The organism is Borrelia coriaceae, assembly GCF_023035295.1.
Taxonomy (GTDB): Bacteria; Spirochaetota; Spirochaetia; order Borreliales; family Borreliaceae; genus Borrelia; species Borrelia coriaceae.
Genome location: NZ_CP075085.1, coordinates 1 through 22615 on the forward strand (window position 1 = coordinate 1; position 22615 = coordinate 22615).

At 28.5% G+C, this 22615-nt stretch carries 19 protein-coding genes and 3 pseudogenes; 18 read left to right on the forward strand and 4 right to left on the reverse strand.

The annotated features are described in order from the left end of the window. Window positions 1-393 precede the first annotated feature (393 nt). Window positions 394-549: a hypothetical protein gene (locus bcCo53_RS06500; RefSeq protein ID WP_246938432.1), complete on the forward strand. Its 156-nt coding sequence runs from the start codon at window positions 394-396 to the stop codon at window positions 547-549. Window positions 550-1634: 1085 nt separating this feature from the next. Then, a complete protein-coding gene (locus tag bcCo53_RS06505) occupies window positions 1635-2456 on the forward strand; it encodes a CRASP family complement regulator-acquiring lipoprotein (RefSeq protein WP_025408862.1) in 822 nt (273 codons plus the stop codon). An 840-nt stretch (window positions 2457-3296) separates the two neighbouring features. Here the strand turns inward: bcCo53_RS06505 and bcCo53_RS06515 are convergent. Together bcCo53_RS06515 and bcCo53_RS06520 are read right to left on the reverse strand one after the other, a co-directional pair. Continuing rightward, complete coding sequence (locus bcCo53_RS06515; protein ID WP_025408861.1) at window positions 3297-4481, reverse strand: MFS transporter; 1185 nt, start codon at window positions 4479-4481, stop codon at window positions 3297-3299. After that, window positions 4478-5521, reverse strand: a complete 1044-nt coding sequence (locus tag bcCo53_RS06520; protein WP_025408860.1) for a ThiF family adenylyltransferase — start codon at window positions 5519-5521, stop codon at window positions 4478-4480. Before bcCo53_RS06520 ends, bcCo53_RS06515 begins: the two co-directional genes overlap by 4 nt. Window positions 5522-6730: 1209 nt before the next feature. On the opposite strand from bcCo53_RS06520, the gene bcCo53_RS06525 reads away from it, so the two are divergent. From bcCo53_RS06525 to bdr, 16 genes and pseudogenes are all read left to right on the forward strand, one after another. After that, window positions 6731-7846, forward strand: coding sequence for a plasmid maintenance protein (locus bcCo53_RS06525; RefSeq protein ID WP_028328244.1), 1116 nt, complete (start codon window positions 6731-6733; stop codon window positions 7844-7846). 1 nt (window position 7847) lies between these two features. Then, window positions 7848-8408: a DUF226 domain-containing protein gene (locus bcCo53_RS06530; RefSeq protein ID WP_025408857.1), complete on the forward strand. Its 561-nt coding sequence runs from the start codon at window positions 7848-7850 to the stop codon at window positions 8406-8408. Further along, complete coding sequence (locus tag bcCo53_RS06535) at window positions 8384-9145, forward strand: ParA family protein (RefSeq protein WP_025408856.1); 762 nt, start codon at window positions 8384-8386, stop codon at window positions 9143-9145. The genes bcCo53_RS06530 and bcCo53_RS06535 overlap by 25 nt, the downstream gene beginning before the upstream one ends. 74 nt (window positions 9146-9219) lie before the next feature. Beyond that, window positions 9220-9756 (forward strand): chromosome replication/partitioning protein, encoded by a 537-nt coding sequence (locus bcCo53_RS06540; protein ID WP_025408855.1) that lies wholly within the window; start codon window positions 9220-9222, stop codon window positions 9754-9756. Window positions 9757-10472: 716 nt separating this feature from the next. Next, entirely contained in the window at window positions 10473-11513 is a 1041-nt protein-coding gene (locus tag bcCo53_RS06545; RefSeq protein WP_025408854.1) for a variable large family protein, read from the forward strand. Window positions 11514-11612: 99 nt separating this feature from the next. After that, window positions 11613-12161: pseudogene (locus bcCo53_RS06550) on the forward strand (variable large family protein); the annotation flags it as partial. A gap of 62 nt (window positions 12162-12223) precedes the next feature. Further along, on the forward strand, window positions 12224-13228 hold the full coding sequence (locus bcCo53_RS06555; protein WP_038365065.1) for a variable large family protein: 1005 nt from the start codon (window positions 12224-12226) through the stop codon (window positions 13226-13228). Window positions 13229-13349: 121 nt separating this feature from the next. After that, window positions 13350-14420: a variable large family protein gene (locus bcCo53_RS06560; protein ID WP_025408852.1), complete on the forward strand. Its 1071-nt coding sequence runs from the start codon at window positions 13350-13352 to the stop codon at window positions 14418-14420. Window positions 14421-14549: 129 nt separating this feature from the next. Further along, window positions 14550-15665 (forward strand): annotated as a pseudogene (locus tag bcCo53_RS06565) (variable large family protein). Window positions 15666-15790: 125 nt separating this feature from the next. After that, window positions 15791-16864: a variable large family protein gene (locus bcCo53_RS06570; protein ID WP_038365068.1), complete on the forward strand. Its 1074-nt coding sequence runs from the start codon at window positions 15791-15793 to the stop codon at window positions 16862-16864. A gap of 132 nt (window positions 16865-16996) precedes the next feature. Then, window positions 16997-18037 carry a variable large family protein gene (locus tag bcCo53_RS06575; protein ID WP_025409061.1) on the forward strand — a complete coding sequence of 347 codons (1041 nt, stop codon included), beginning with the start codon at window positions 16997-16999 and terminating at the stop codon, window positions 18035-18037. A 285-nt stretch (window positions 18038-18322) separates the two neighbouring features. After that, window positions 18323-18577 (forward strand): variable large family protein, encoded by a 255-nt coding sequence (locus bcCo53_RS08905; RefSeq protein WP_025409060.1) that lies wholly within the window; start codon window positions 18323-18325, stop codon window positions 18575-18577. A 38-nt stretch (window positions 18578-18615) separates the two neighbouring features. Continuing rightward, window positions 18616-18987, forward strand: a pseudogene (locus bcCo53_RS08910) (variable large family protein); the annotation flags it as partial. A 76-nt stretch (window positions 18988-19063) separates the two neighbouring features. Next, on the forward strand, window positions 19064-19528 hold the full coding sequence (locus bcCo53_RS06585; RefSeq protein ID WP_246938434.1) for a plasmid maintenance protein: 465 nt from the start codon (window positions 19064-19066) through the stop codon (window positions 19526-19528). 95 nt (window positions 19529-19623) lie between these two features. Further along, on the forward strand, window positions 19624-19959 hold the full coding sequence (locus bcCo53_RS06590) for a hypothetical protein (protein ID WP_025409049.1): 336 nt from the start codon (window positions 19624-19626) through the stop codon (window positions 19957-19959). A 197-nt stretch (window positions 19960-20156) separates the two neighbouring features. After that, a complete protein-coding gene (gene bdr, locus bcCo53_RS06595; protein ID WP_025409050.1) occupies window positions 20157-20753 on the forward strand; it encodes a Bdr family repetitive protein in 597 nt (198 codons plus the stop codon). A 182-nt stretch (window positions 20754-20935) separates the two neighbouring features. Here bdr and bcCo53_RS06600 read toward each other — a convergent pair whose 3' ends face one another. Both bcCo53_RS06600 and bcCo53_RS06605 read right to left on the reverse strand, forming a co-directional pair. Continuing rightward, entirely contained in the window at window positions 20936-21673 is a 738-nt protein-coding gene (locus bcCo53_RS06600; protein ID WP_025409051.1) for a hypothetical protein, read from the reverse strand. An 84-nt stretch (window positions 21674-21757) separates the two neighbouring features. Then, a complete protein-coding gene (locus bcCo53_RS06605; RefSeq protein WP_025409052.1) occupies window positions 21758-22474 on the reverse strand; it encodes a hypothetical protein in 717 nt (238 codons plus the stop codon). Window positions 22475-22615 lie beyond the last annotated feature (141 nt).

Sequence of the window (22615 nt, forward strand, 5' to 3'; positions counted from 1 at the left end):
ATATAATTTGTTATTAGTACAAAACCCCTTCTTCATATTGACCATTACTACCCTCATAAAAATCTTATACTCCTCGCAAAAAATCTAAGTATACAATAAAAACTTATAAGTATACTTTTATAAAACTCAAATTACTAAAAATTAACCCTAAAAACATCTAAGTATACTTATAAAAATCTAATCACACCCTTACAATAAATAAACTGTGTTCCTTACTTTTACTCTAAAGTGTATAATTATATTAATGTTTAGACTCAATTTTTTCAAAAAAACAAAAAGAAAAACCAACCTAATACCCCTACTACTCTCAATGTTAATCCTAATGAATTCATTTTGCTTAGCTCTTTCCTAATAAAATCTCTCAATATTAAACATAAATTATTAGGAATAATAATGTCAACTGATATCCCTCTTACTCACTTAAATCATAAAAATATATTTATTGCAAAAAAAAATAAAAACTCTATTATTTATAGAGCAAATGATACTTTAGAATTTACAAAATATACTTTAATTGTTACTAATGCTATTAAAAAGCTTAATAAATAATACAAAACTACCAATCCAAGCATGGAAATTAAATAAATTATTACACAAATTCTTTGACTTTAAAATCACAACTAAAGATTTACACAATATTTATACTTTAATCCTTCATAAAAGAAAAGTCTTTATAAATAATCCTACTCTATTTAATAGCAAAGTATTTGATTATAAAAATAGTCACATAGCTCTTGTTAACAAACCTACAATCCAAAATATAGAAAAAAACTAAAACATATACACTCTTTTGATATTATTAAAATTAACCATCATAATTTAAACTACTATAAAAACTCTAGATCTCGTTTTAAAAAGCTCATTGCTTCTATAATAGAAGAATTCTTTTTTAGCAATACACACTCTACACACAATCATACAATTCATAAACTCAAAACTCATATTAATCTACGTCTAAAAGAAATGGAAATTTCTTACAAATCTACCTATAAATATCAATTAGAAATTCTTTCTAACGTCTTCAGAAATTGAAATGGAGACTAAAAAATATAAAAACTATTTAATTTACCTAAACTTTAAAGCTTAATATCAAATAGTACAAAACTCAACAACAAAAATTTTACTAGCTCTAACTTTACAACAGATAACACTCTTTATAATAAGCTATAGGCAAATTAAATAATATTCCTACAACATACATTGCAAAAAAATACACATAAAAATCTTTATTTTTTTACTTCCAAGATCTATGACAGTAGACATATTGATATTTTCTAAACTAAAATTTATACTAAAATACACTAATTAAAGTTATATATAATCGAATACAAAATTCGTACTAATTTACATTTAAAAATGTAGTAAATTTATATATTTCAATCTTAACAAATTATTATATATAAATATGCAAATTTAAAGTAAATAAAATATCATTTTTTATTTAAAATATTTAAAAATCGATGCTGAAAATACTTTCTTATCTCCTCACTGTACTAAACACTTCTGTACTATTAGCTACTATTCTAATATCTTGAAATACATCCTAGAATAACTTTAAATAGTATAATTGCTCACATTGTTTTATTCACTATATGATGTACATTAAATACATATTCAAAAGAGAGGATTACTTCATGATTACTAATTTTTTTAAAAAATTTTTATTTATTTCACTCCTAACTACTTTAGGGGCTACAGAAAATGAAAACTCAACAGTCTTAATAGAACAAAATTTAACTGAATTAGAAAATATTCAAAATGATAACGAAAATACACAACATAATCACAGTCTAAATCTTAACGAAGAACTATCATTACAAAATGATGATAGAAAAGAAATCAAATTTATTGAAGCTCAAAAAATAGGAGAAAATGCTGACCTCATTTTTAATATAATAGAAACTGCTACAAACAACTACAACAAAATAACTAAAGAAAATAAAAAAATTGAAACTAAAGATCAATATGGAATGAAAAATGCATTTGACAAAATCATACTCGACAATAACAAATCACTAAGCCAGAATACAAAAAAAATATACAGAGAAACATTATACTTATCTTTAGATTGGGACGAAAATCTTTTAAAAAAATTCAAAGAACAACTTATCTTTACAATAGAAGAAATAAAAACCATTCAATTACACACAGAAATAGTAAAAATAGGAATTAACATCCAAATATACTCTGAAGAAGCATTAAAAATAATTTGTTGCGACAGTAAAATAAAAAACAACCTTTATAATAAAAAATTAATCACTGAAGATTTAAAAAATATAAAAACCCAAATTGATGAAATTATGACCCTAAGAAAACAATGGCAAGAGCTTATAAATAAAAATAATTATATCGGATTCTTTCACAATGAGTTACTTAAAGAAGCTAAGGAAGTACTTAATAACATAAAAACAATAAATACAGAAATCCAAACAATTCTAAAAGATAAAAAATCATAAACTTTAACTTAAATACAGTTTAACAAACAAAGGAAAAAAATATATATTTTTTTCCTTTGTTACTTTACATCAAGCCAAGAAAACTCATTAAAGACTAGTTTATACTAAATACAATATATGTATACATTTTTTCCAATAGAAATACTAACCTATATATAATGGCAAACATAAAAAATATTAACTTTAATATAAAAAAATCTAATTGAATTTACACTTTTTAAAACTAATTTACTTGATTTAAATCCACTTATTTATAATGGATACACTATTGATATTAATGTTAAAAATATTCCCACATTAAGGTAATGATCGTTCCAAACATCCAATGATATAAATTTAATGTGCCTTTAAGTTCTGAAATTGACTTATCTATCTTTACATTTAAGTTATTCTCTAAATCTCTTCAGACATTCTATTAGAATTTCTTTACACAAAGCAATTATTTCATTTACATACATAAAAGCAAAGTCATTTTTTCTAAACCGTACAAAACCAATTGTCTTATTCCTCCATCAGGCTTAACATTCAAGGCAATCAATTTCAAAATAGGACGTATAAGAAAATTTCAGCATAAATGAAATATTTAACATACTAGCAAGATTTACTAACTTCACCAAAATATTAATCTCTAATAATTTTTATAAATTCCCTAGTCTTGAAATACTATTTTTTAAAAACAGTATTTCAAGAAAATAACACATTATTGTAATACCGCATCTTCTATCATTAAAATATAGTCATTTTAAAAATATGAAAATCAAAGATATAACAAGATACATAAAATAAAAAAATTAATGACAAATTTTAATAAATAAGTAAATAAATACTTAATTATTCTAATTAAGTATTTACCTTATCTCTTTTATTGTGCATAAATTTATATATCACAAGAATAGACATAACACAAAAAATAAACATTAATAAAATGAATGTATTTATAATACTTATAAAAGTAGTCAAAACTGAACACGCTAACAATACTAAAAATGAAAATAAACGAGATATTGTACTATTAATAGAACTTATAGTACCCAAAACTTTTGAATCTATATTTTTTCGCAAAAAAAATTCTAAGTTATTAGAATACAAAGAAACTAAAACTACAAGAAATATCATTATAACAATAAATATATAAATATGTGAGACCATTTTTATTAAAACTGATAATAAAAATATTATACCTAAAATCACATAAGAATCATATTTTGAATGTTTAATTTTTTTAAATACCCATGCCCCTATAATATTTGATAAACGAAATAATATATATATAATTCCAAATACACTGAGAGGAACATTTTTATCAATAAAAATTGCCTGCCAATACAAATAAAAAGGTTGAAAGAAAAATTGAATAGAACTAATTAAAATAAACAATTCTATAAGTATTTTAGATCTCAATAATGCAATTATGTCATTCCTAAATTGTTTAAGATAAAATCTTAAATCTTCTTTATTATAATCCGTATTTTTATCACTTGATATAAAAAAAATCGTAATTAATGATGATGCTAAATATAAAAATAATGAAAGAAGATAAATTTTTGTATCGACGTATAAAAATAATATACTTCCTGCATATCCACCCAAAATAGCTCCAATATTCAAAATTATTTTCATAGATAATATAAATGATTTTAACTTTTGCGCATTACTTTGATATATATGAGTAAAACTAATATCAATCGTACCAGTATTAAATGCAGATGATATACCATATATAAACCAAGCAATACACAGAATTATAAATGATGATGTTTGAAAAATAAAAAAATAAGCAATCATTGATAAAAAAATCGATGATAAATAAACACTTTTTCTATCAAAAATATCTGAGATTACTCCTGAAGGAAGTTCAAAAAAAATAATTGCTAGCATATAAAACATTTGCACTATAGAAATATCTCTTAATTGCAAACCCTTATTTATCAAAATAATAGTTAAAACAGCATGAGGCAATGTCCTTGCAAATTCTGACAAAAATAACGAACAAAAATAATATCTTTGATGCTTACATTCTATCATAGATTTCTATTACAATTACAAAATTCATTCCGTTTAATATCAATAAAATGAAATGAAAAATCATGATTACTAATACCAATTCTCCTATTTAAAGAATTGATACTTTCATATTCACCTCCAAAATAAAGTATTATATCAATAATAGCCATACTTGAAGCAATCGCATTATTTGTAAAAAAAGAAGGAGCTTGATAATCCTTATTTGCAAGAATTAATTTATCTTCTATTATAGAAGATGATGACGTTTTGACAATGCCAATGTCAGTACAGTAGGGACAAGACGAAATATTAGGGATATAAAATGGACCAATAACTGAAAAATCATTAAGATATCCAACATTTATAAATGGAACAGAGTGTCCAATACAAAATTCATTAACTAATGGTAAACAATAATCATCGTCTGCTGATAATACTATTAAAGATGGTTTAATCTTTGAATTACACAAAATACTTTTTAATAACTTTGTTGAAACTTTTTGTTTATATTTCTGAGCTTCAATAATTTTATTTAACGATTTTACTCTTTTTTCAGCTACATCTACTTTATGAGTCCCTATAGAATCATAGTCAAATAAAAATTGTCTATTCAAGTTAGATTCCTCTATTTTGTCTTCATCTATAAAAGTTATAAATCCTAATCCCAAAGTAGAAAGAGCATAAGTCATAAAATTCCCAATACCACCACATCCAACGATAATAATATGCTTTTTTTCTAAATTAAAATTTTTTGGCTGTTTCAGTAAAAGATCTAAAAAATATTTATTTTTGAGATAAATATCATTTTGAAGATGTGCATTTGTATAAAAAGGAATTAATATATTATCTAAGGATAACTTAATAGTTGTACAATTAATATTATTTTCAGTTGCAAATGTTAATAGTTCTTCATATGTTTTTTGGTCTTGTGCAAAGATCGCAATATCAAGTAAATGCTCAAAAAGACTATCATCTACTTCAATTTGAAATTGACCTAAATTAACAAGATTACCAGAAGTAGATTTATTAAAAAATGAAGTTGGATTTTTTATATAGGTCATTTCTATAACCTTTTAGTATTTAAAATGAAGTGTGTCAAATTATTTATAAGAATTTGGCACACTTCATTTTAAGTCTTAATTAAGTGTTTTTCCACGCATAGCTACTACCTCTATTAATATATTTTAATCATATTAAAATATGCGATTAATTTCAAGATTTAAAAAATAGTATTACTGAACTCAAAAAAACCTATTAATACTTTTCCAAAAACACAAATTGTAAAAACCATTCCCAAAAACCTCTAAGTATTCCCCCTGCAAAAACTCTCCTTACTAATTTTTACAAATAATTTTTTTTACTTTAAAATGTATTTTAGTATATAATTGACCACAAACTACATATTAATTTATTTTTTTTTAAAACCTAAAAAATTGTTACAAAAAAACATTTACCTATAATTGTCCCAAGTCATATTAACCTCGCCTTAATACTAATTACTGCTCAAAAAGCTTAATTCACTATACAATTACATGAAAAGATTCTTTATAAATGCGCTCAACAAATAATTATAGCTGAGCTTATTAAAGTAGAAATTAACATAGATATTGCTACTGATTTATCTTTTAGGTAATATTGTAGTGAGATTGCTTAGAAAGCATTATGTTTTTGAAAGAATATCTTTAATCTTACGCTTGAAAAGGTTGTGGTAAACTTAAATCTAATATTAAAGACTTTGATAACAATACTGATACTAAGTGTAATGCACTTGTCAAAAAAATTAATACTTTAGAAAAGTACAACAAATGGATATTTAGTTCAACCTTTAAATTATGATTAAAAACTCTTATTAGTCTATAACCTCTTAATACTTAAGTAAATAAGTAGTCCCCCATAGCCCTTGATTATAAAATCAGTAACTTATTAATCAAATACCAAACTTAACATTAATCTTTACTAGAATTTGAAAATCTGTCTCATTAGCATTATATCGTTAAGCAATTTATCATATTAATTGAGTTGGTCTCTTTGTCAGATCCAGCATCAAAACCGTTACCAATTGAGTTACTAAAATTAACAATACTCTTAGTACCCTTAGTAGGCAATCTAAACTCATTAAACCAACGCTAATATACTACCTCTACTACTTTCTTGTTTAGTTTTCACATTTAACTATAATATTTTTATTATTTTTATTAAAATACTGGTTTACTTTTTAGTTATAATTGCGTTATCATAAATTACGGTAACTCATAAACAAGGAGATTTAAATGGAAAGTACCAAAAAGACCACCAATAAATATCAACATAAATTAATCGTCTTAATATCTACAATAAATTATATGAATTTAATGTTTAAAAAGTACACTCAAAACTATATTCTTTATTACTTTAATAATAATATGAAAAAAAACGGTTACAAACCTGCTAAAATTAAAACTCTACAAAATTATCTTTATAAGTTAGAAAAAGTATTCAAAGTAACTATGAATTATCACAGACATTTAGGTGTTAATATGGGGACTGAAATTCATTACACACTTAAATATTCTAAGAAAGAATGTTACCACATAATCAATAAATACTTTAAAGAAAAAAAAGATGAAAGACATAGAAAACGTGTTAATGCTTACATTGAAAAAACTTTCATTAAAAATAGTAATGTAGAAAAATGGGAGTGTTATAATAATAATTATAATAAAATAGAAGAGAAACAAAAAGATGTCAAATCTATAGAAAAACTGCAGATAAAAAAATATGCTAGAAAATGTAACTTTAAATCAAATACTTTCTTTTCTATTTTGAATTTAGAATTGGAAAAAAATGCTATAATTGAAATATTAAAAGCATTTAAAAAAACCGAAGACTTCTTTACAAAAGATATGTATAAAAAAAAAATTAGTGCCACACCAAAAACAAATAGACTTAAGAATAAGCAACAAAAATTAAAAAAAATACTAAATGAAACCAAGATTAATTTGGAAAGTGAAGGATATAACAATACACAATTAAAAATTCAAATACAAAATGTATATGAAAAATACAAGTATAAACCACATTTTATCGTAGAAAATTATAAATATAATGATTTAGAAAAAGTAATAGAAAAACTAAAAAAGTCGGTTAAACTTATTAAAGAAACTACAAAGGATAATGAAAACAATATTAAAAACAACATGTTTAGCATACTTCTTGATCAGCTGAAAAATAAAGCAGATATGTCAGTGTTAATTCCAACACTAAAGGATTATTTAAGAAAAAAAGACAAATTGGAATATAATAAGCTGTTTAGCAATTATTATTATTATGAACTTTTGAAGTTGATAAATAATTATTATTATTTATCAACTTCAAAAGGATTTGAAAAAACATCAGTTAAGGATTAACATGAAGAACCTATTAGAACGCCTTAAAAAGAAGGAATGGGAACTCAAAGGGAAAAGAGAAAAACCCATTTTTGTTAAGATAGAAAGCAAAAATAACAAAACTTTATATCACACAAAGATAATGAATGATCTGTATATATCTGAAGTTAATAAAAATCAAAGAAATAAATTCTTTATTTCTTTTAGAGGATTATTTAACCAAGAGAAAATAGAATCTTTTCATTTATTTGCTTTAAGAGACGACGATAAATTTTTAGGTATCTTTTATGGTTATAGAAAACCAATCAAGAATGTAGTAACGAAGTATGAAGAAAACGGTATCATTAAGACATCTACTTTTTCAAAAGCATATTACATAGAATTTAGATTTAAAAAAGGTAGTGTTTTTTGTTATCTTTTAGGAATTTCTTATTTGCTTCGAAGGGAAAAGTCTCACAAAAAATATTATGATTCCTTAGTAAAAACACTTTTAAACTTGGAAAATCAAATATACAATTTTTACGATAAAAAGTTACCTGATGGGGGAATTATAACCAAATGGATAGAAAAAAACCTACAATAATCACCATTGCATCTATTAAAGGTGGCGTTGGAAAGAGTACAAGTTCAATCATACTTTCAACCTTATTATCTCAAAAATATAAAGTTCTTTTAATAGATATGGATACTCAGGCTTCTACTACTAGTTACTACTTTAATGCAATAGTAGAACAAAATAAATTTAACATAGTTTCTAAGAATATATATAGAGTCCTTAAAGGCACTTTAAATATTAATAAGGCTATTGCAACAATAGACAAAAACTTAGATTTAATACCCAGTTATTTAAGTTTGCACTTATTTAACAAAGAGGCTATCAATTTCAAAGAGCTGAAACTAAATGAGGCTTTAAATTTTTTAGACATAAAGTATGATTATGTAATATTAGATACGAATCCTAGTTTAGATTTTACTTTAACAAATGCTTTAGTTGTTAGTAATTCTATATTAATTCCAATGACAGCAGAAAAATGGGCTGTTGAAAGCCTACAGATATTAGAATTTTATATAAGAGAATTAAAGTTAAAAATTCCAACTTTTATTTTTATTACAAAATTTAAAAGAAATAATTCACATAAGTTTTTATTAGAAAATTTACAGTTAAAGAAAAATTTTTTGGGTTTTATATCTGAAAGAGAGGATTTGAACAAAAAAATAGCAGAAAATAACATTTTTGACTTTAAAAGAGATTATATGAAAGAATATCAAAGTCTGTTGGACCTTCTTTTAGAAAAGACTGAATTTAAAAATGAAATTTAATAGAATCTAATTCTATATTTATAAAGGAGTAAATACATGTTGTTCAGAATCTGAACGATTGGTAAATATAATATATGAATATAAAGATAAATAATAGAATTTTAGTAAATGAAGAAGAACAAGATGATGTGATGAATTATTATAACTCTTTGAAAGAAAAATTGAAAGAGAATTTTAAAAGAGAAATTCATTATAAAGTAGAGGCTATTAAAATTTTAAAAGAAATCAAAGATAATGAATATTATAAATTGGATAATTACAATAGCTTTGAAAGCTTTGTTAAACAATATAAAGTGGCTAAAACTCAAGCATATGCATATTTGAAGTTAGCCAATGCATTACAAAATGGTATCCTTGAAGAAGGTTATATCATAGAGAATGGGATTCATAATTCATTGGTTTTGATAGAGAATAAAAAAAATAAAACAATGAAAAAATCAAGACAAAAGCCAATAAGATCATTAAGATTTCAATTTGAAAATCAAGAAAGTTATGATTTTTATAAAAAAAATGCAAAATTCACAAGCTTTTTGATGGATGTATTATTTAGAGAAAAAAAAGATTTACTCGAAGAGTTTATGAAGAAATATAAAAATTTAAAATGTAATTAGTAAGGAACATTTGTGAATAATTTAGCACCTAAGGTTTATAAAATAGGAGCTTTAAATATAGGTTGCTTAAGATAAAAGGTTTTATTAAAAAAGCAGTGGATTTCATTTTATTTCAAATGATGATTATATTTTTGAAGTCTTAAGATAAAAAAATGCATTCATTAGAGTAACAAATGATTAATGTAAGGTGTAATATAAAAGGATATATCTAATTGAGGTATTAATGTGGGTAATGTATAGAGAAAATTTGTTTAAGAAAATATAAGATGTTCATGCAGTACTATTAGAAAACCTTAAGATAGAGAAGAGGATGCTCAATCCTATTTAATTTACAGAAATATCAATAATTATATCTATTGTTATGTTTTTGATGAGGAGATTTTTATGCATTGCAAGAATTTTTGTTGATTAAGGTTGATTTTAGTTTAAATTCGGTATATACTACATGTCAGTAGTACTTTCATTTAGTACTACCTTGTTTATGATCACGTTCATAAGCCTTTAGAGCTTAATTAAGTAGTATAGATAGAATACTTAATTAAGCTCTAAATTTTCATCTTCAAGTTTCGTAAATTCAATATTTATTATAATATCCTGTTATCAATACTAGAAGTCATGTAAGGGAAACTCTTTTCTTTATTTATGATAATTGTTGCCCTTTTATTTGTGTCTAGCCTTTTTAGTTAAAGAATAGGGGAAAAGGAGGCACGTAATATATGAAAATAAATATTAAAAATATTAAAGTAAAAAGTATTTGTGTAACATTATTTATTTCTCTTTTCCTTGCTTGTAATAATGGGATAGAAGAACTTGAGAAGAGAAATACTTTCTTATCCTCACTTGCTAATTTAGGGAATGACTTCTTATCTGTTTTTACTTCTTTTGGCGATACACTTGGTGGTGTCTTAGGGTTTAATGCTGAGACTAAGAAGTCAGATGTTGGTAAGTACTTTAAAAATATAGAAAATAACTTGACAACAACTAAAACAAAGCTTGAGAAAATTGTTGATGACATGAAAAATGAAAATAATCCTAATGCTATTGGTGTAGAGACTGAAGTAAAAAAACTAATTAGTGAAAAACTTAATAAGATAATAGAAGGAGCTAAGACTATTAGTGTTGCGATTGGAGATGCTAGTGAATTAATTGCTAATGTTGCTACTGGTACTGCTGGAGGTACTGCTGGTGGGGAAGTTGATAATCTAGTAAAAGGAATGAAATCAATTGTAGAAGTGGTACTTAAAGAAGGTAAACATGATGCTGGTACCGAGAAAAAAGCTGATGTTCTTGGTGCAAGAAATGGAAATGCTGAGGGTGAGGCAGGTAAATTATTTGCTTCTGATCAAGCTGGCAGTGATGCTAGCAATGCAAAAAAAGCAGCAGCCGATGCTGCTAAGGCTGTTGGAGCAATAACCGGAGCTGATATTTTACAAGCTATGGTTAAAGCTGGCGGTGATGCTGCTAAGTTGGCTTCTGGGGCTTCTGCGCCCGATGCTAAAAAAGATGCAGTTATAGCAGGAGGAATAGCATTAAGAGCAATGGCTAAGAATGGTAAATTTGCGAATAGGAGTGATGCTAATGAGTATGCTCCCGAAGTTAAAGGGGTAGTAATAAGTGCAGTTACTAAAGTATTAGATACTCTAACTATAGCAATAAGAAAAACGGTTGATGAAGGCCTTAAAACTGTTAAAGAAGCAATGAAAATTAATTCTGATGTTACTCCTGTAACTACAGGAGCTGGTGCCGTTACTAAGTAAGATAACTAAGTAAAATTTAGAAAAGGATAATAAAAATAAATAATAAAGTCGTTAAAGGGAAACATTTTTTGTATAGGAATTGTTTTCCCTTTAATTTAAATTACAGGGGTTAAAAAAATAATTGAAGCAGCGGGTAAGTCTGGAGTAAAGATAGAAACAAGATCTGATGGCGGAACAGTAAAAAGCGAGGCTAATAATGCAGTGGCTGTACTTGCAAGAACTAGTTCTGATGCTAATACTGGTTCTGCTGCAAAGTTAGCAGGTGAAGTCGCTAAAGCAGACCCATGGGCAATGATTAATAAGATTAAAGATGCTAATACCGATAGTACTAATGTTAGCGGTGCTAATAATGAAGTTGGGGTATTGGCTATTGGTACGGCCAGTTCTGATGCTGGGGCAAGGAGTAGTGCAGACTTGGCAGCAGCAGTAGCTCTTAAGGCCATGACAAAAGGTGGACAATTTAATGCTAATACAGATGCTGAGGTGGTTAAAGGAGCAACAGTTAGTGCTGTAAATAAAGTATTAGGAATACTTGACTTAATAATTAGGAAAACAGTATTAAAAAAGCTAGAGGAAGTAGGAGACAAAGTTAAGGAAATACAATACTCAGAGACTGCTGGTGAAGCGACACAGGGTGGTATTACTTAAACTATTGTTACCAAACAATAATTAATTATAATTAAAAAAGCTAAATAAACTAAATAAACTAAATAATAAAGTCATTTAATAATGGAATAGAAGAACTTGAAAAGCAAAGGGATTCTATACGCTCTATATCTAATTTAAGACAAGGATTCTTAGATGTTTTTGCTTCTTTTGGTAAGATGTTTGAGGATACTTTGGGATTTCCAGCAGTAAAATCTAGTGATCCAAAAAGTAAGGTAGGAGAACATTTTGAGAATATAGGAAAAAGATTACAGAGTACTAAGGATAAATTAGATGGTCTAGCGAAGGAAATATCTTCTACTCCACATGCTGATACTAAAGGTGTTGAGACTGTTATTAGCAGTTCTGGTGAAGTTCTTACAAAATTAATTGAAGCTGTAACCAAACTTGCTAGTGTAACTAAAAAAGGTAGTGCCAATATTGGTGATAATAATAATTCTAAAGCTGTTGCTACTCCTTCTGCTGATGTTGAGGCTATTATTAAAGAAGTTAACGCTATAGTTGAGACTGCTACTAATTCTGGCATAAAGATTGATACTGGAAAAGAGGGTGCTGCAGTACCTAGTTCTGCTGCAACTCATGCTCCTACTGTACTTGCAAAAAGTAATGCTCAAGCTAGTGCAGGTGCTGGTCCTGCTCTAGCAGCTGAGGTGGTTAAAGCGGATCCATGGGCAATGATTCATAAGATTCAAAAGGCTAAGATTGCTACAAATCCTATTTCTCTTAATGCTTCCAATGATAATGGTGCTGGAGAACTAGCTACTGGAACTAAGAATGGAGATGATGCTGGAGCAAAAACAAATGCAGACCTAGCAGCAGCTGTTGCATTAAAGGCAATGACTCAAGGTGGTCAATTTAATGCTGCTAATGATGCTGAGGCAGTTAAAGGGGCTGCAGCAGGTGCAGCAAATAAGGTAATAGGAGTATTAGAAGAGATAATTAGGAGAACAGTAGTAAGCAATCTAGATAAGATAGGAAAAGCACTTAAAGGAATAAAATACTCAGAGACTATTGGTGAAGCTACAGAAGTTGGTACTGCTACTAAATAAATAAACATCAAACTAAATAAGAAAGTCATTTAAGGGGAACATTGCTCTATGTGCGAGTTGTTTCCCTTTTTTTGTGTCTATCCTCTTTTAAAGGAAAGGGAAAGAATGGGGTACGTAATATATGACTAGAAATATTAAAAATAGAATAAGAAGTATTTGTGCAACATTATTTATCTCTCTATTCCTTTCTTGTAATAATTCTGGTGAGGAATTAGAAAAACTTCAAAAACAAAATACCTTCTTATCCTCACTTGCTAATTTAGGTAATGACTTCTTAAATATCTTCACTTCTTTTGGAGAGATGACAGGTACTGTTTTAGGGTTTAATAAGGATACTAAAAAATCTGATGTTGGGAAGTATTTTAAGAATATAGAAGATAACTTAACAACAACTAAGACAAAGCTTGAGAAACTTGTTGCTGATATGAAAGATCAAGGCAATCCTAATGCTGCTGCAACTGAGACTGCTATTAACAAATTGGTTAAAGAAACTCTTGATAGGATAATTGAAGGGGCAAAGACTGCTAGTGAGGCTATTGGTCCTGATGCTAAAGATCTAATTGGTAATGTTGCTGCTGTTAATACTGAAAAGAAAGGTTCTGCTGGTGATATTAGTAAACTAGATAAATTGGTAGACGGAATTAAGAATATTGTGGAAGTGGTACTTGGTAATTTAGGTAGTCCTGATGCCGGGGATAAGAGTAAAGCCTCAGATAGTGCCTCAAATAGAAATGGTACTGATGGTGCATTAAAATTGTTTGATGGTAGTTCTAATGGTGCCAATACTGAAGCAAAAGAAGCGGCTAACGATGCATCAAAAGCTGTTGGGGCAATAACTGGTGCTGATATATTGAAAGCTATGATTGTTACTAGTGGTGATGCTATTAAGTTAGCTAAAATTAATGGAACTACTGTTTCTGGTATTAATAATTATCAAGATGCAATTATAGCAGGAGCTATAGCATTACGAGCAATGGCTTCTGGTGGTAAATTCGCTAATGGTGCTTCTGGTCATGATGTTACTAATGCAGTTAAAGGTACAGCATTAAGTGCAGTGACTAAAGCATTAGATACTTTGACTATTGCAATAAGAAGAACAATTGATGAAGGACTTAAAGAAGTTAAAAAAGCTATGAACATAAACGCTAATGATATGTCTGTAACTACTGAATTTGGTACTGCTACTAAATAAGTAAAAAAATAAATAAACTAGATAATAAAGTCATTAAGGGAAACACTGCTCTATATGAGAGTTGTTTTCCTTTTTTTATGTTTAACCTCTTTAGTTAAAGGAAAGAGAAAAAGGGTGCACGTGTAATATATGACTAGAAATATTAAAAATAGAATAAAAAGTATTTGTGCAATATTATTTATCTCTCTTTTCCTTTCTTGTAATAATGGGATAGAAGAACTTGAGAAGAGAAATCATTTCTTATCCTCACTTGCTAATTTAGGTAATGACTTCTTATTTGTCTTCACTTCTTTTGGTGATTCATTTGGTGGCGTTTTAGGGTTTAATGCTGAGACACCAAAGTCTAAGGTTGGTGAGTACTTTAAAAAGATTAAAGAGACTGTTCAAGGAACTAAAGATAAGCTTAATATGATTGTTGAGAACATGAAGACCCAAGGCAATCCAAATGCTTCTAGTGTAGAGGCTGCTGTAACTAAATTAGTTAGTGAAAAACTTGATAAGATAATTTTAGGTGCGAGTGAAGCTTTGAAGGGGGCTGAGGGCAATGAACCAATAGGTAATGTTGCTACAGGAGGTGCTGGTAATAAAAATACTGCTGGAGGTACTGCTGGTACTGGGGTTGAAAGCTTAGTAAAAGGCGTTAGAGATATAGTAGATGTTGTGCTTGGCGAAAAAGAAGGAAGTGCTGATGCGGGGGATGATAAGAGTCCTGTTTTAGGTGCTGGTACAGCAACTGCTCAGTCAAGAGGTACTGATGGTGATGCAAGGAAATTATTTGCTAATGATAAAGCTGGTTCTGACAATACTGATGCTGCTAAAGTAGCAAAAGACGCATATAAAGCCACGGCATCTGTAACCGGAGCTGACATATTAAAGGCTATTTCTAAAGGTAAAGATGGTGATTCTGCTAAATTAGCTAAGAAGAATGATACTGGTAATGCTGGTATGAATGCTGTTTCTAATGGAAAGGATGCAACTATAGCAGGATCAATAGCACTTTGAGCAATGGCTAATGGTGGTAAATTTGCTAATACTATTAATAGTACCGCGAAAGAAGATGTTGCTAAGGTAATTAAAGGCGCAGCAGTAAATGCAATAAGTAAGACATTAAATACACTTACAATAGCAATAAGAAAGACAATTGATGAGGGACTTAAGACTGTTAAAGAGGCTATGAACATTAGGCCTGATGATACCTCTGTAGTTATTGAATCTGGTAATACTCAATTTGCTTCTACTAAATAATAAGCAATAGGTAAACAAAATAATAAAGTCATTAAAGGAGAACGCTTCTTTTATAGGAGTAGTTTTCCTTTTTTTGTGTCTAGCCTTTTTATTTAAGGGATAGTTTAAAAGGAGGCACGTAATATATGAAAATAAATATTAAAAATATTAGATTAAAAAGTATTTGTGCAACATTATTTATCTCTCTATTCCTTTCTTGTAATAATTCAGGGGAGAGTGCAGAAGCTGAAAAAAGATTAACTGATGTACTAATGGATGTAAGTAGAAGTGCTGAGAATGCTTTTTATTCTTTTATAAGTCTTATATCGGATACATTAGGATTAAAGGTAACAAAAGATACAGCTAAAAATGAGGTAGGGAATTATTATAAAAAATTAGCAGAAGGTATAGATCAAGCTATAAAAGAGTTATTACTGATTGCAAGTAAGACTGTTCAGTCTGATAATCAGTCAGGTAAAGAAGAAAATTTATCAAACTTAAATAAAGCTATTGAAAAAGCTAAACAAATGTTTGAGAAGTTAAAGGGATGTATAGCTTCTTTAGAAAGTATAGGAGATAATAGCAAGGTAGGTGAGGTAGGGAGCACTAGCCAACAGGGAGAAGCGGCGAATGAAAGTGCATTAAGAAAAGCATATGATGCATTGAAAGGAATCGTAGACATTGCTATGGAAACCGGTGTTAAAGAATTAAAAAAAAGTAATTTGGTTTTAGACCAAAGATCAATAGGGGGAAGTGGTAATCCAGAAAATGGAGCCAAGGTCTTAGCAGTAGGTGCTGCAGGAGCAGATTCGGGTCCAGGAGCAGCAGCAATAGTCGCAGCAGTAATTGGAGAAGAGATATTAGAATCTATTGTTAAATCAGAAGGTAAAGCTGTAACAATATCAGTTGCAGCAACTGCAGATACAACTCCATTGGAATTTGCAATGGGAGGAACAAATACTAACCTGAATAAAACAGTTGCTAAAGCAGCAGACGTATCAGGGGGAATAGCATTACGCTCGTTGGTTAAAGGTGGTAAATTAGCTTCAAATACTTCAAATGAAGACAAAGTAACAGTACAAGCAGTAGGAATAGATGCAGTAAATAAACTCTTAGGAGCATTAGAAGATATAATTAGGAAAACAATAAACAAGATACTTGAGAAAGTAAAGACTGAAGTAGATGAAGTAAGAAATCCAAAATCAGCGATTCAGCAATAAAAGAGATAATTATATTAATTACTTAAAAGTAAGATTAATAATAGAAGGTAAGCTTAGATATGTTTCTAGGTTTCCTTCATTGTATGTAGCCTCTCTAGATTGAAGGATAGGGTAAAAGGAGGCACGTAATATATGAAAATAAATATTAAGAATATTAGAATAAGAAGTATTTGTGCAACATTATTTATCTCTCTTTTCCTTTCTTGTAATAATGGAATAGAAGAACTTCAAAAGCAAAGGGATTCTATACTCTCTATATCTAATTTAAGACAACAATTCTTAGATGTTTTTTCTTCCTTTTCTGATATGTTTACTGATGCTTTTGGTATTACTGCAGATACAACTAAGAAGCAATTTGGGGAACATTTAGGTAAAGTTGGTGATGCGGTTCAAGCAGTTAAAGGTAAATTAGAGAACATAAAGGCAGATGAGAATTTTGATTTAATAAAAGATAAAGCTGAGAGCATAATTGCTAAAGCAATTGAGACTTTAGGCAAGATAATTGATGGAGCAAATAAAATTAAGCAAGCTACTGCTAGTGCTAGTGGTAAAATTGCTAATTCTGATAGTGCTGGAGATGCGGTTCAGGCAGAAACAGAGAGTGTAAAGGGTCTTGTTGAAGGAATTGTTATGTTCTGTGAAGCAGCGAAAGGAGTTGGTATGCATCCAAAAGGCAATGCTAATAAACCTATTGCTGATTCTCAAGAGGTTGGAAATTTATTTAACCAGACCAGTAATGTTGGTTCTGATGCCAAGGCACTAATTGGAGCAAACAGAGCAGTACATACAGCTAGTGGTGCAGATATATTAGCAGCAATTGAAGCAGCTAAGGATATTACAAGTAAGGTAGCTGGAAATATCAATGCGGCAACAAGTGCTTATGACGTTGCTATTGCTAATAAGAGTAATGGGAATCTTACTACTATTAAAACAAATGCATCAGCAATAGCAGCTGGTTTAGCATTAAGAGCTATGGCAAAACAAGGTAAGTTGGCAACTGTTGCTACTCATGCGCCGGGAGAGGCAGTGAATGCAGTATTAGTAGGGGTAGTCGGTAAAACCTTAAATGAGATAGTATCTACTATAAAAAGAACAGTTGATAAATGTTTAAAAGATGTTAGTGAGTGCATAAAAGAAAATTCTACTAGTGAGGTAAAGACTAAATCTAAATAGTGTAATTTGATGCTTAATTATTTATTGATGCAAACTTTTTATGAGTTTTAAGATGCAGGGATACCTTATGGGTGTTTCTGTTTTTTTGTAATTTAAGCATTTTTTTATCATATAAGTTGCTGTCTAACTTGGTTTAATCAGTAAAATTTACTATCAATACTATTGGTTTCTGTATGTGATTAAGCTAAGGCAATCTTTTTACTTAGCTTTTACAATATTATTATTTAAAGATTATCTATATGGTCTCTTTAGTTAAATGGTAGGGAAAATAGGAGGAACGTAATTATGAAAATAAATATTAAAAATATTAGAGTAAGAAGTATTTGTGCAACATTATTTATCTCTCTTTTCCTTTCTTGTAATAATGCAGGAGAGAGTGCAGAAGCTGAAAAAAGATTAAATGATGTACTAATGGATGTAGGAAGAAGTACTGAGAATGTTTTTTATTCTTTTATAGATCTTATATCAGATACATTAGGCTTTAGAGTATCTACAGGTACAACTAAGAAGCAGGTGGGGGGGATTATTTTAACAATTTAGGTGAGAAACTTGGAAAAGTATCAGACGGATTAGAACAAGTAGCAGTTAAAGCAACATCAGATGTTGATAAAGATGGCCTATTAAACAAGGCAATTAGAGAAGCTGTTGATACGGCTCAGACTACTTTAAGCAAATTAAAAGAACATTTAGGGTCTTTAAAGGACATAGGTAGTGGTGAGAAGGTAGGTTATGCGAATAATGCTCAAGGTGTAGGAACAGCACCAAACGATTCTAAGTTAAAAGCAATATTTAAGGCATTGAAAGGACTTGTAGATGAAGCAGGTAAAATAGGTGTTGAAAAGCCAAAGTTTGGGGATACAACATTGCAAGTATCTGATGGAGCAGATAATAAGACTGGAGCTAAGATATTATCTACAAAAGGGGTGGTAATCCAGACGCAGGAGATGTAGCTAAAGCCGCAGCAATACTAGCAAGTATAAGTGGTAATGAAATGCTAATATAAGCAATAATAAGAATTCTAAAGAATTGCTTCTTAAGAATACTGATTCGAGTAAACCAAAAAAAGAAGAGTGTAGATTTAGAAGGAATGATGTAGAGACAAGGTTAACTTGTGAACATAAAATCAGTAAAAATTATCTAAAGCAAATAAAAGAACACAGTAACAACGATGCAACGTATATCAATGCCCTAATCAATCTAGAGACTGCAATAGATGAGTACCAAGGTGAATATTACATCGAAGATATTTTAGAACATTTCTTAAAGCAGTTTGGTAATAGGTACAAGTATAAGATTTGGATGATGATGAGGCGTAGTGATGGTGTTATTAGCGATTATGCTCTTATTTGGGAAGGCAAGTTTAGAGGGATTGGTATCCCAATAAGTACAAGAGTAATTGTGCCGTTAAAGCGACTTATGGAGAGAATTTACGAATTGGAATTAAAAAATCATCTGTTGTTATTAAGGAGAAAAGGGCTAATGAGCAGTTAAATGTAGAAGAATTAAAGGAGAAAGAAAAAGAAAAAGAAAAAGAAAATGAAGAGCAACGAAAACGAGAAGCTGCTAGGCTGCAAAAATATTTAACTGTGTTATTTGAAAGAGAATCAAAAGAAAGAGAAGAAAGATTAAGAATAGCTAGAGAAGAAGAATTGAATTTAAAAAAGAAAGCTAGAGAAAGCCTGCTTGCTAGTTTGGAAAGGAGTAAGGCAAGGTGTGTTGAGTTGGGTATATCAAATAATGGGAAGGATAACATGATATGTGCTAGTTCAAATGAGGATGTGGTTAAATTTGCAATTAGAGATGATTTTGGTGGCTTTAAAACTACTAAGGGTATGAGTATGCTGAATTTAGGAATAATGATTGAAGATATAGGCCAAAATGAGAATTTAAAAGAAAAGGAGAGTAAATGGGATTTAATTTGAAATATTTAGTAAAAAGGTTATATAAAAAGGCATAGATTTTGGAATACTTACATGAGCCGTGAAGTACAATCTAAGAGTACAGATAAAAAAATAATTGACTTTCCAATGTATAAGTTTTGTTTTTATTATATTTTATTTAAAGAATTTATTTTATCAATGCTTTAAATAAAGTATAATAGTACAGTAAGGAGATTATTATGGGACTAGCGCAACCAATAGTTACGCAACAAATGGTAGTATCGGAGCTAACTAAAGCAGGGATTGATAGAGATATTGCTATTGATTTATCCTATAGGTACTATAGGAATGAGTTAACGTATAAGGATATTGAGTATTTAGAAAATACTTTTAATCTTAAGCTAGAAAAAGTAGAGGCTAACTTAAAATCAGATATTAAGGACCTTGATAATAAGATAGAGAATATAAGGAATGAATTAAAATCAGATATTAGGGACCTTGATAATAAGGTAGAGAATATAAGGAATGAATTAAAATCAGATATTAGGGACCTTGATAATAAGGTAGAGAATATAAGGAATGAATTAAAATCAGATATTAAGGACCTTGATAATAAGATAGATAATGTGGAGAATAATTTAAATCTAAAGATAGAGAGTGTAAGGAATGAATTAAAATCAGATATTACTTTTGTAAGCAATGAGATTTCACTTGTAAGGAAGGATATAGAAATCAATAAGATGGAGTTTAAAAGTACATTAAGGCTACACAATTGGATGTTTGGAACAATCATTACTATATGTCTAGGGATATTATTAACGTTAATATTTAAGTAGAAGGGATGATTATTTTATTTAATTTAATTTTATATATTTCATAATAATTTATTTTATTTGCAATTTAAAAATATAAAAAATTGTAAATAAGTGTACATGTTTTGTATTTAACTATGTAATTTTAGAGAGTATATTTTGCAATAAGTCTTGGTGTAGAAAAAAATATGAAAGAATGTATTGGGTTATGTAGTATTTAATGTGTGTATGTCTGTGTTATAGATGTTGTCTAAGTAGTTATGATTGATTGTTTTATGATTTCTTGCATGTATTACCAGTTTTCTTATGTTAAAATATATGTGTGTAACTAGTTTGTGTAGTTCTGAGAATTTAAGCATGAATTTGTCAAAATTATTTTCTATATCATTGTGTTCAAGAATATTGATTGTTGATAAATATTCTTGTCTTATTTTGTTATATATGTTATTGAGCTTTTTGTAAGCGTGTTCGTATTGATTGTTGTCTTTAAGTGTTGTATCTTTCATTATATAATAAAATGTTCCGATTTCTTCATGTGTGTTAGTAAACATTTCATCTAAGTCACCTATTTCATATAGGATATAAGCCGCTTGGTCAGGATTTTTATGTTTGAGAGTTTTGATGAATTTGTAGGATTTTTCAAATAGAGGTTTGTGTTCTTTAGGTACGATATCTATATCTTCTGACATTGTCCCACATAGGCTTGTAGAAAAAGCACCTTGAAAGTTACGTGAGAGTGTTTTGTCAGGTGTAGATTTAATATTTTCGATTGCTTCTGTAAAATATGGACCAAGGTTTTTCAAGTTATTAAAATTGGTTTTCCAGTCTTTGACACGTATTAATTTTCTTTTGAAATAGCGATACTTATCTTGTTTGTAATATTCTTCTTCGGATATAGCGAATAAATTGATTATAGCAGCTAGTAATAAAAGAATTTTTAACATTGTTAACCTTTAATAAAGGATACTTTATTTATGCAAAAATGACAATGTTATGTATGGTGATTTTGATTATATTAATAATAGATGTTAATTATAGTTACAATATTTATTTTTTTCTTCTGTTGATCGACTGTATATGCATTTATATAGGAGGTTGTGCAGGTTAAAATATGCATGAGTAGCAAGTTTATGAATTTCGATGAATTTAAGCATGAATGTATCGAAATTATTATCTGTATAATTTTGTTTAAGTATATTGGTAGCTAAATCGAAATCATTTTGTGCTTTGTAATGTATGTTTTTGAGTGTTTCGAATGTTTTTTTGTATGTAGGATTGTATGTGATTGCTAGTTCTGGTTTGTTTTCATTGAAACTATATATGGTTTCTTGTGTGATACCAAAGATTGTTTCTAGGTCATATATTTCATATATTAGATAGGCTGCTTGGTTAGGGTTTTTATGTTTGAGAGTGTTTATAAATGAGTAATATTCTTTAATTGTGTATTGGTGCTTTATAAATGTATGATTTGTTGATAGTGGGGGGCAGATAGTGTCATAAGGGGTACAAAATATAGAGAAATCTTTTTCTGATAGGTTAAATAAAGATTTAATGCTTTCGATTTCTTTCATAAAATATGGACCAAGTTTGTTGAGGTTATTAAAGTTAGTTTTCCAGTCTTTGACGCGTATTAAATTTCTTGTTGCTTCAGTGTACTGATCGCGTTTTTCATATTCTTTTCTTTTTTCCTCAGATATAGCAGATAGATTAATGATCATAGTTAAGAATAGTAGTAATTTTAGCATTATAGTATAGGATACTTTAATTAGGGAAGAAAGGCAAGTGTTTTATATGTTAAAATGGGTGATAAGAGAACTATTTAGTTATGAATCTTAACTATTAAGAGAGGCCCACGGCAGGATATATTATACTAATAACAATTAAAC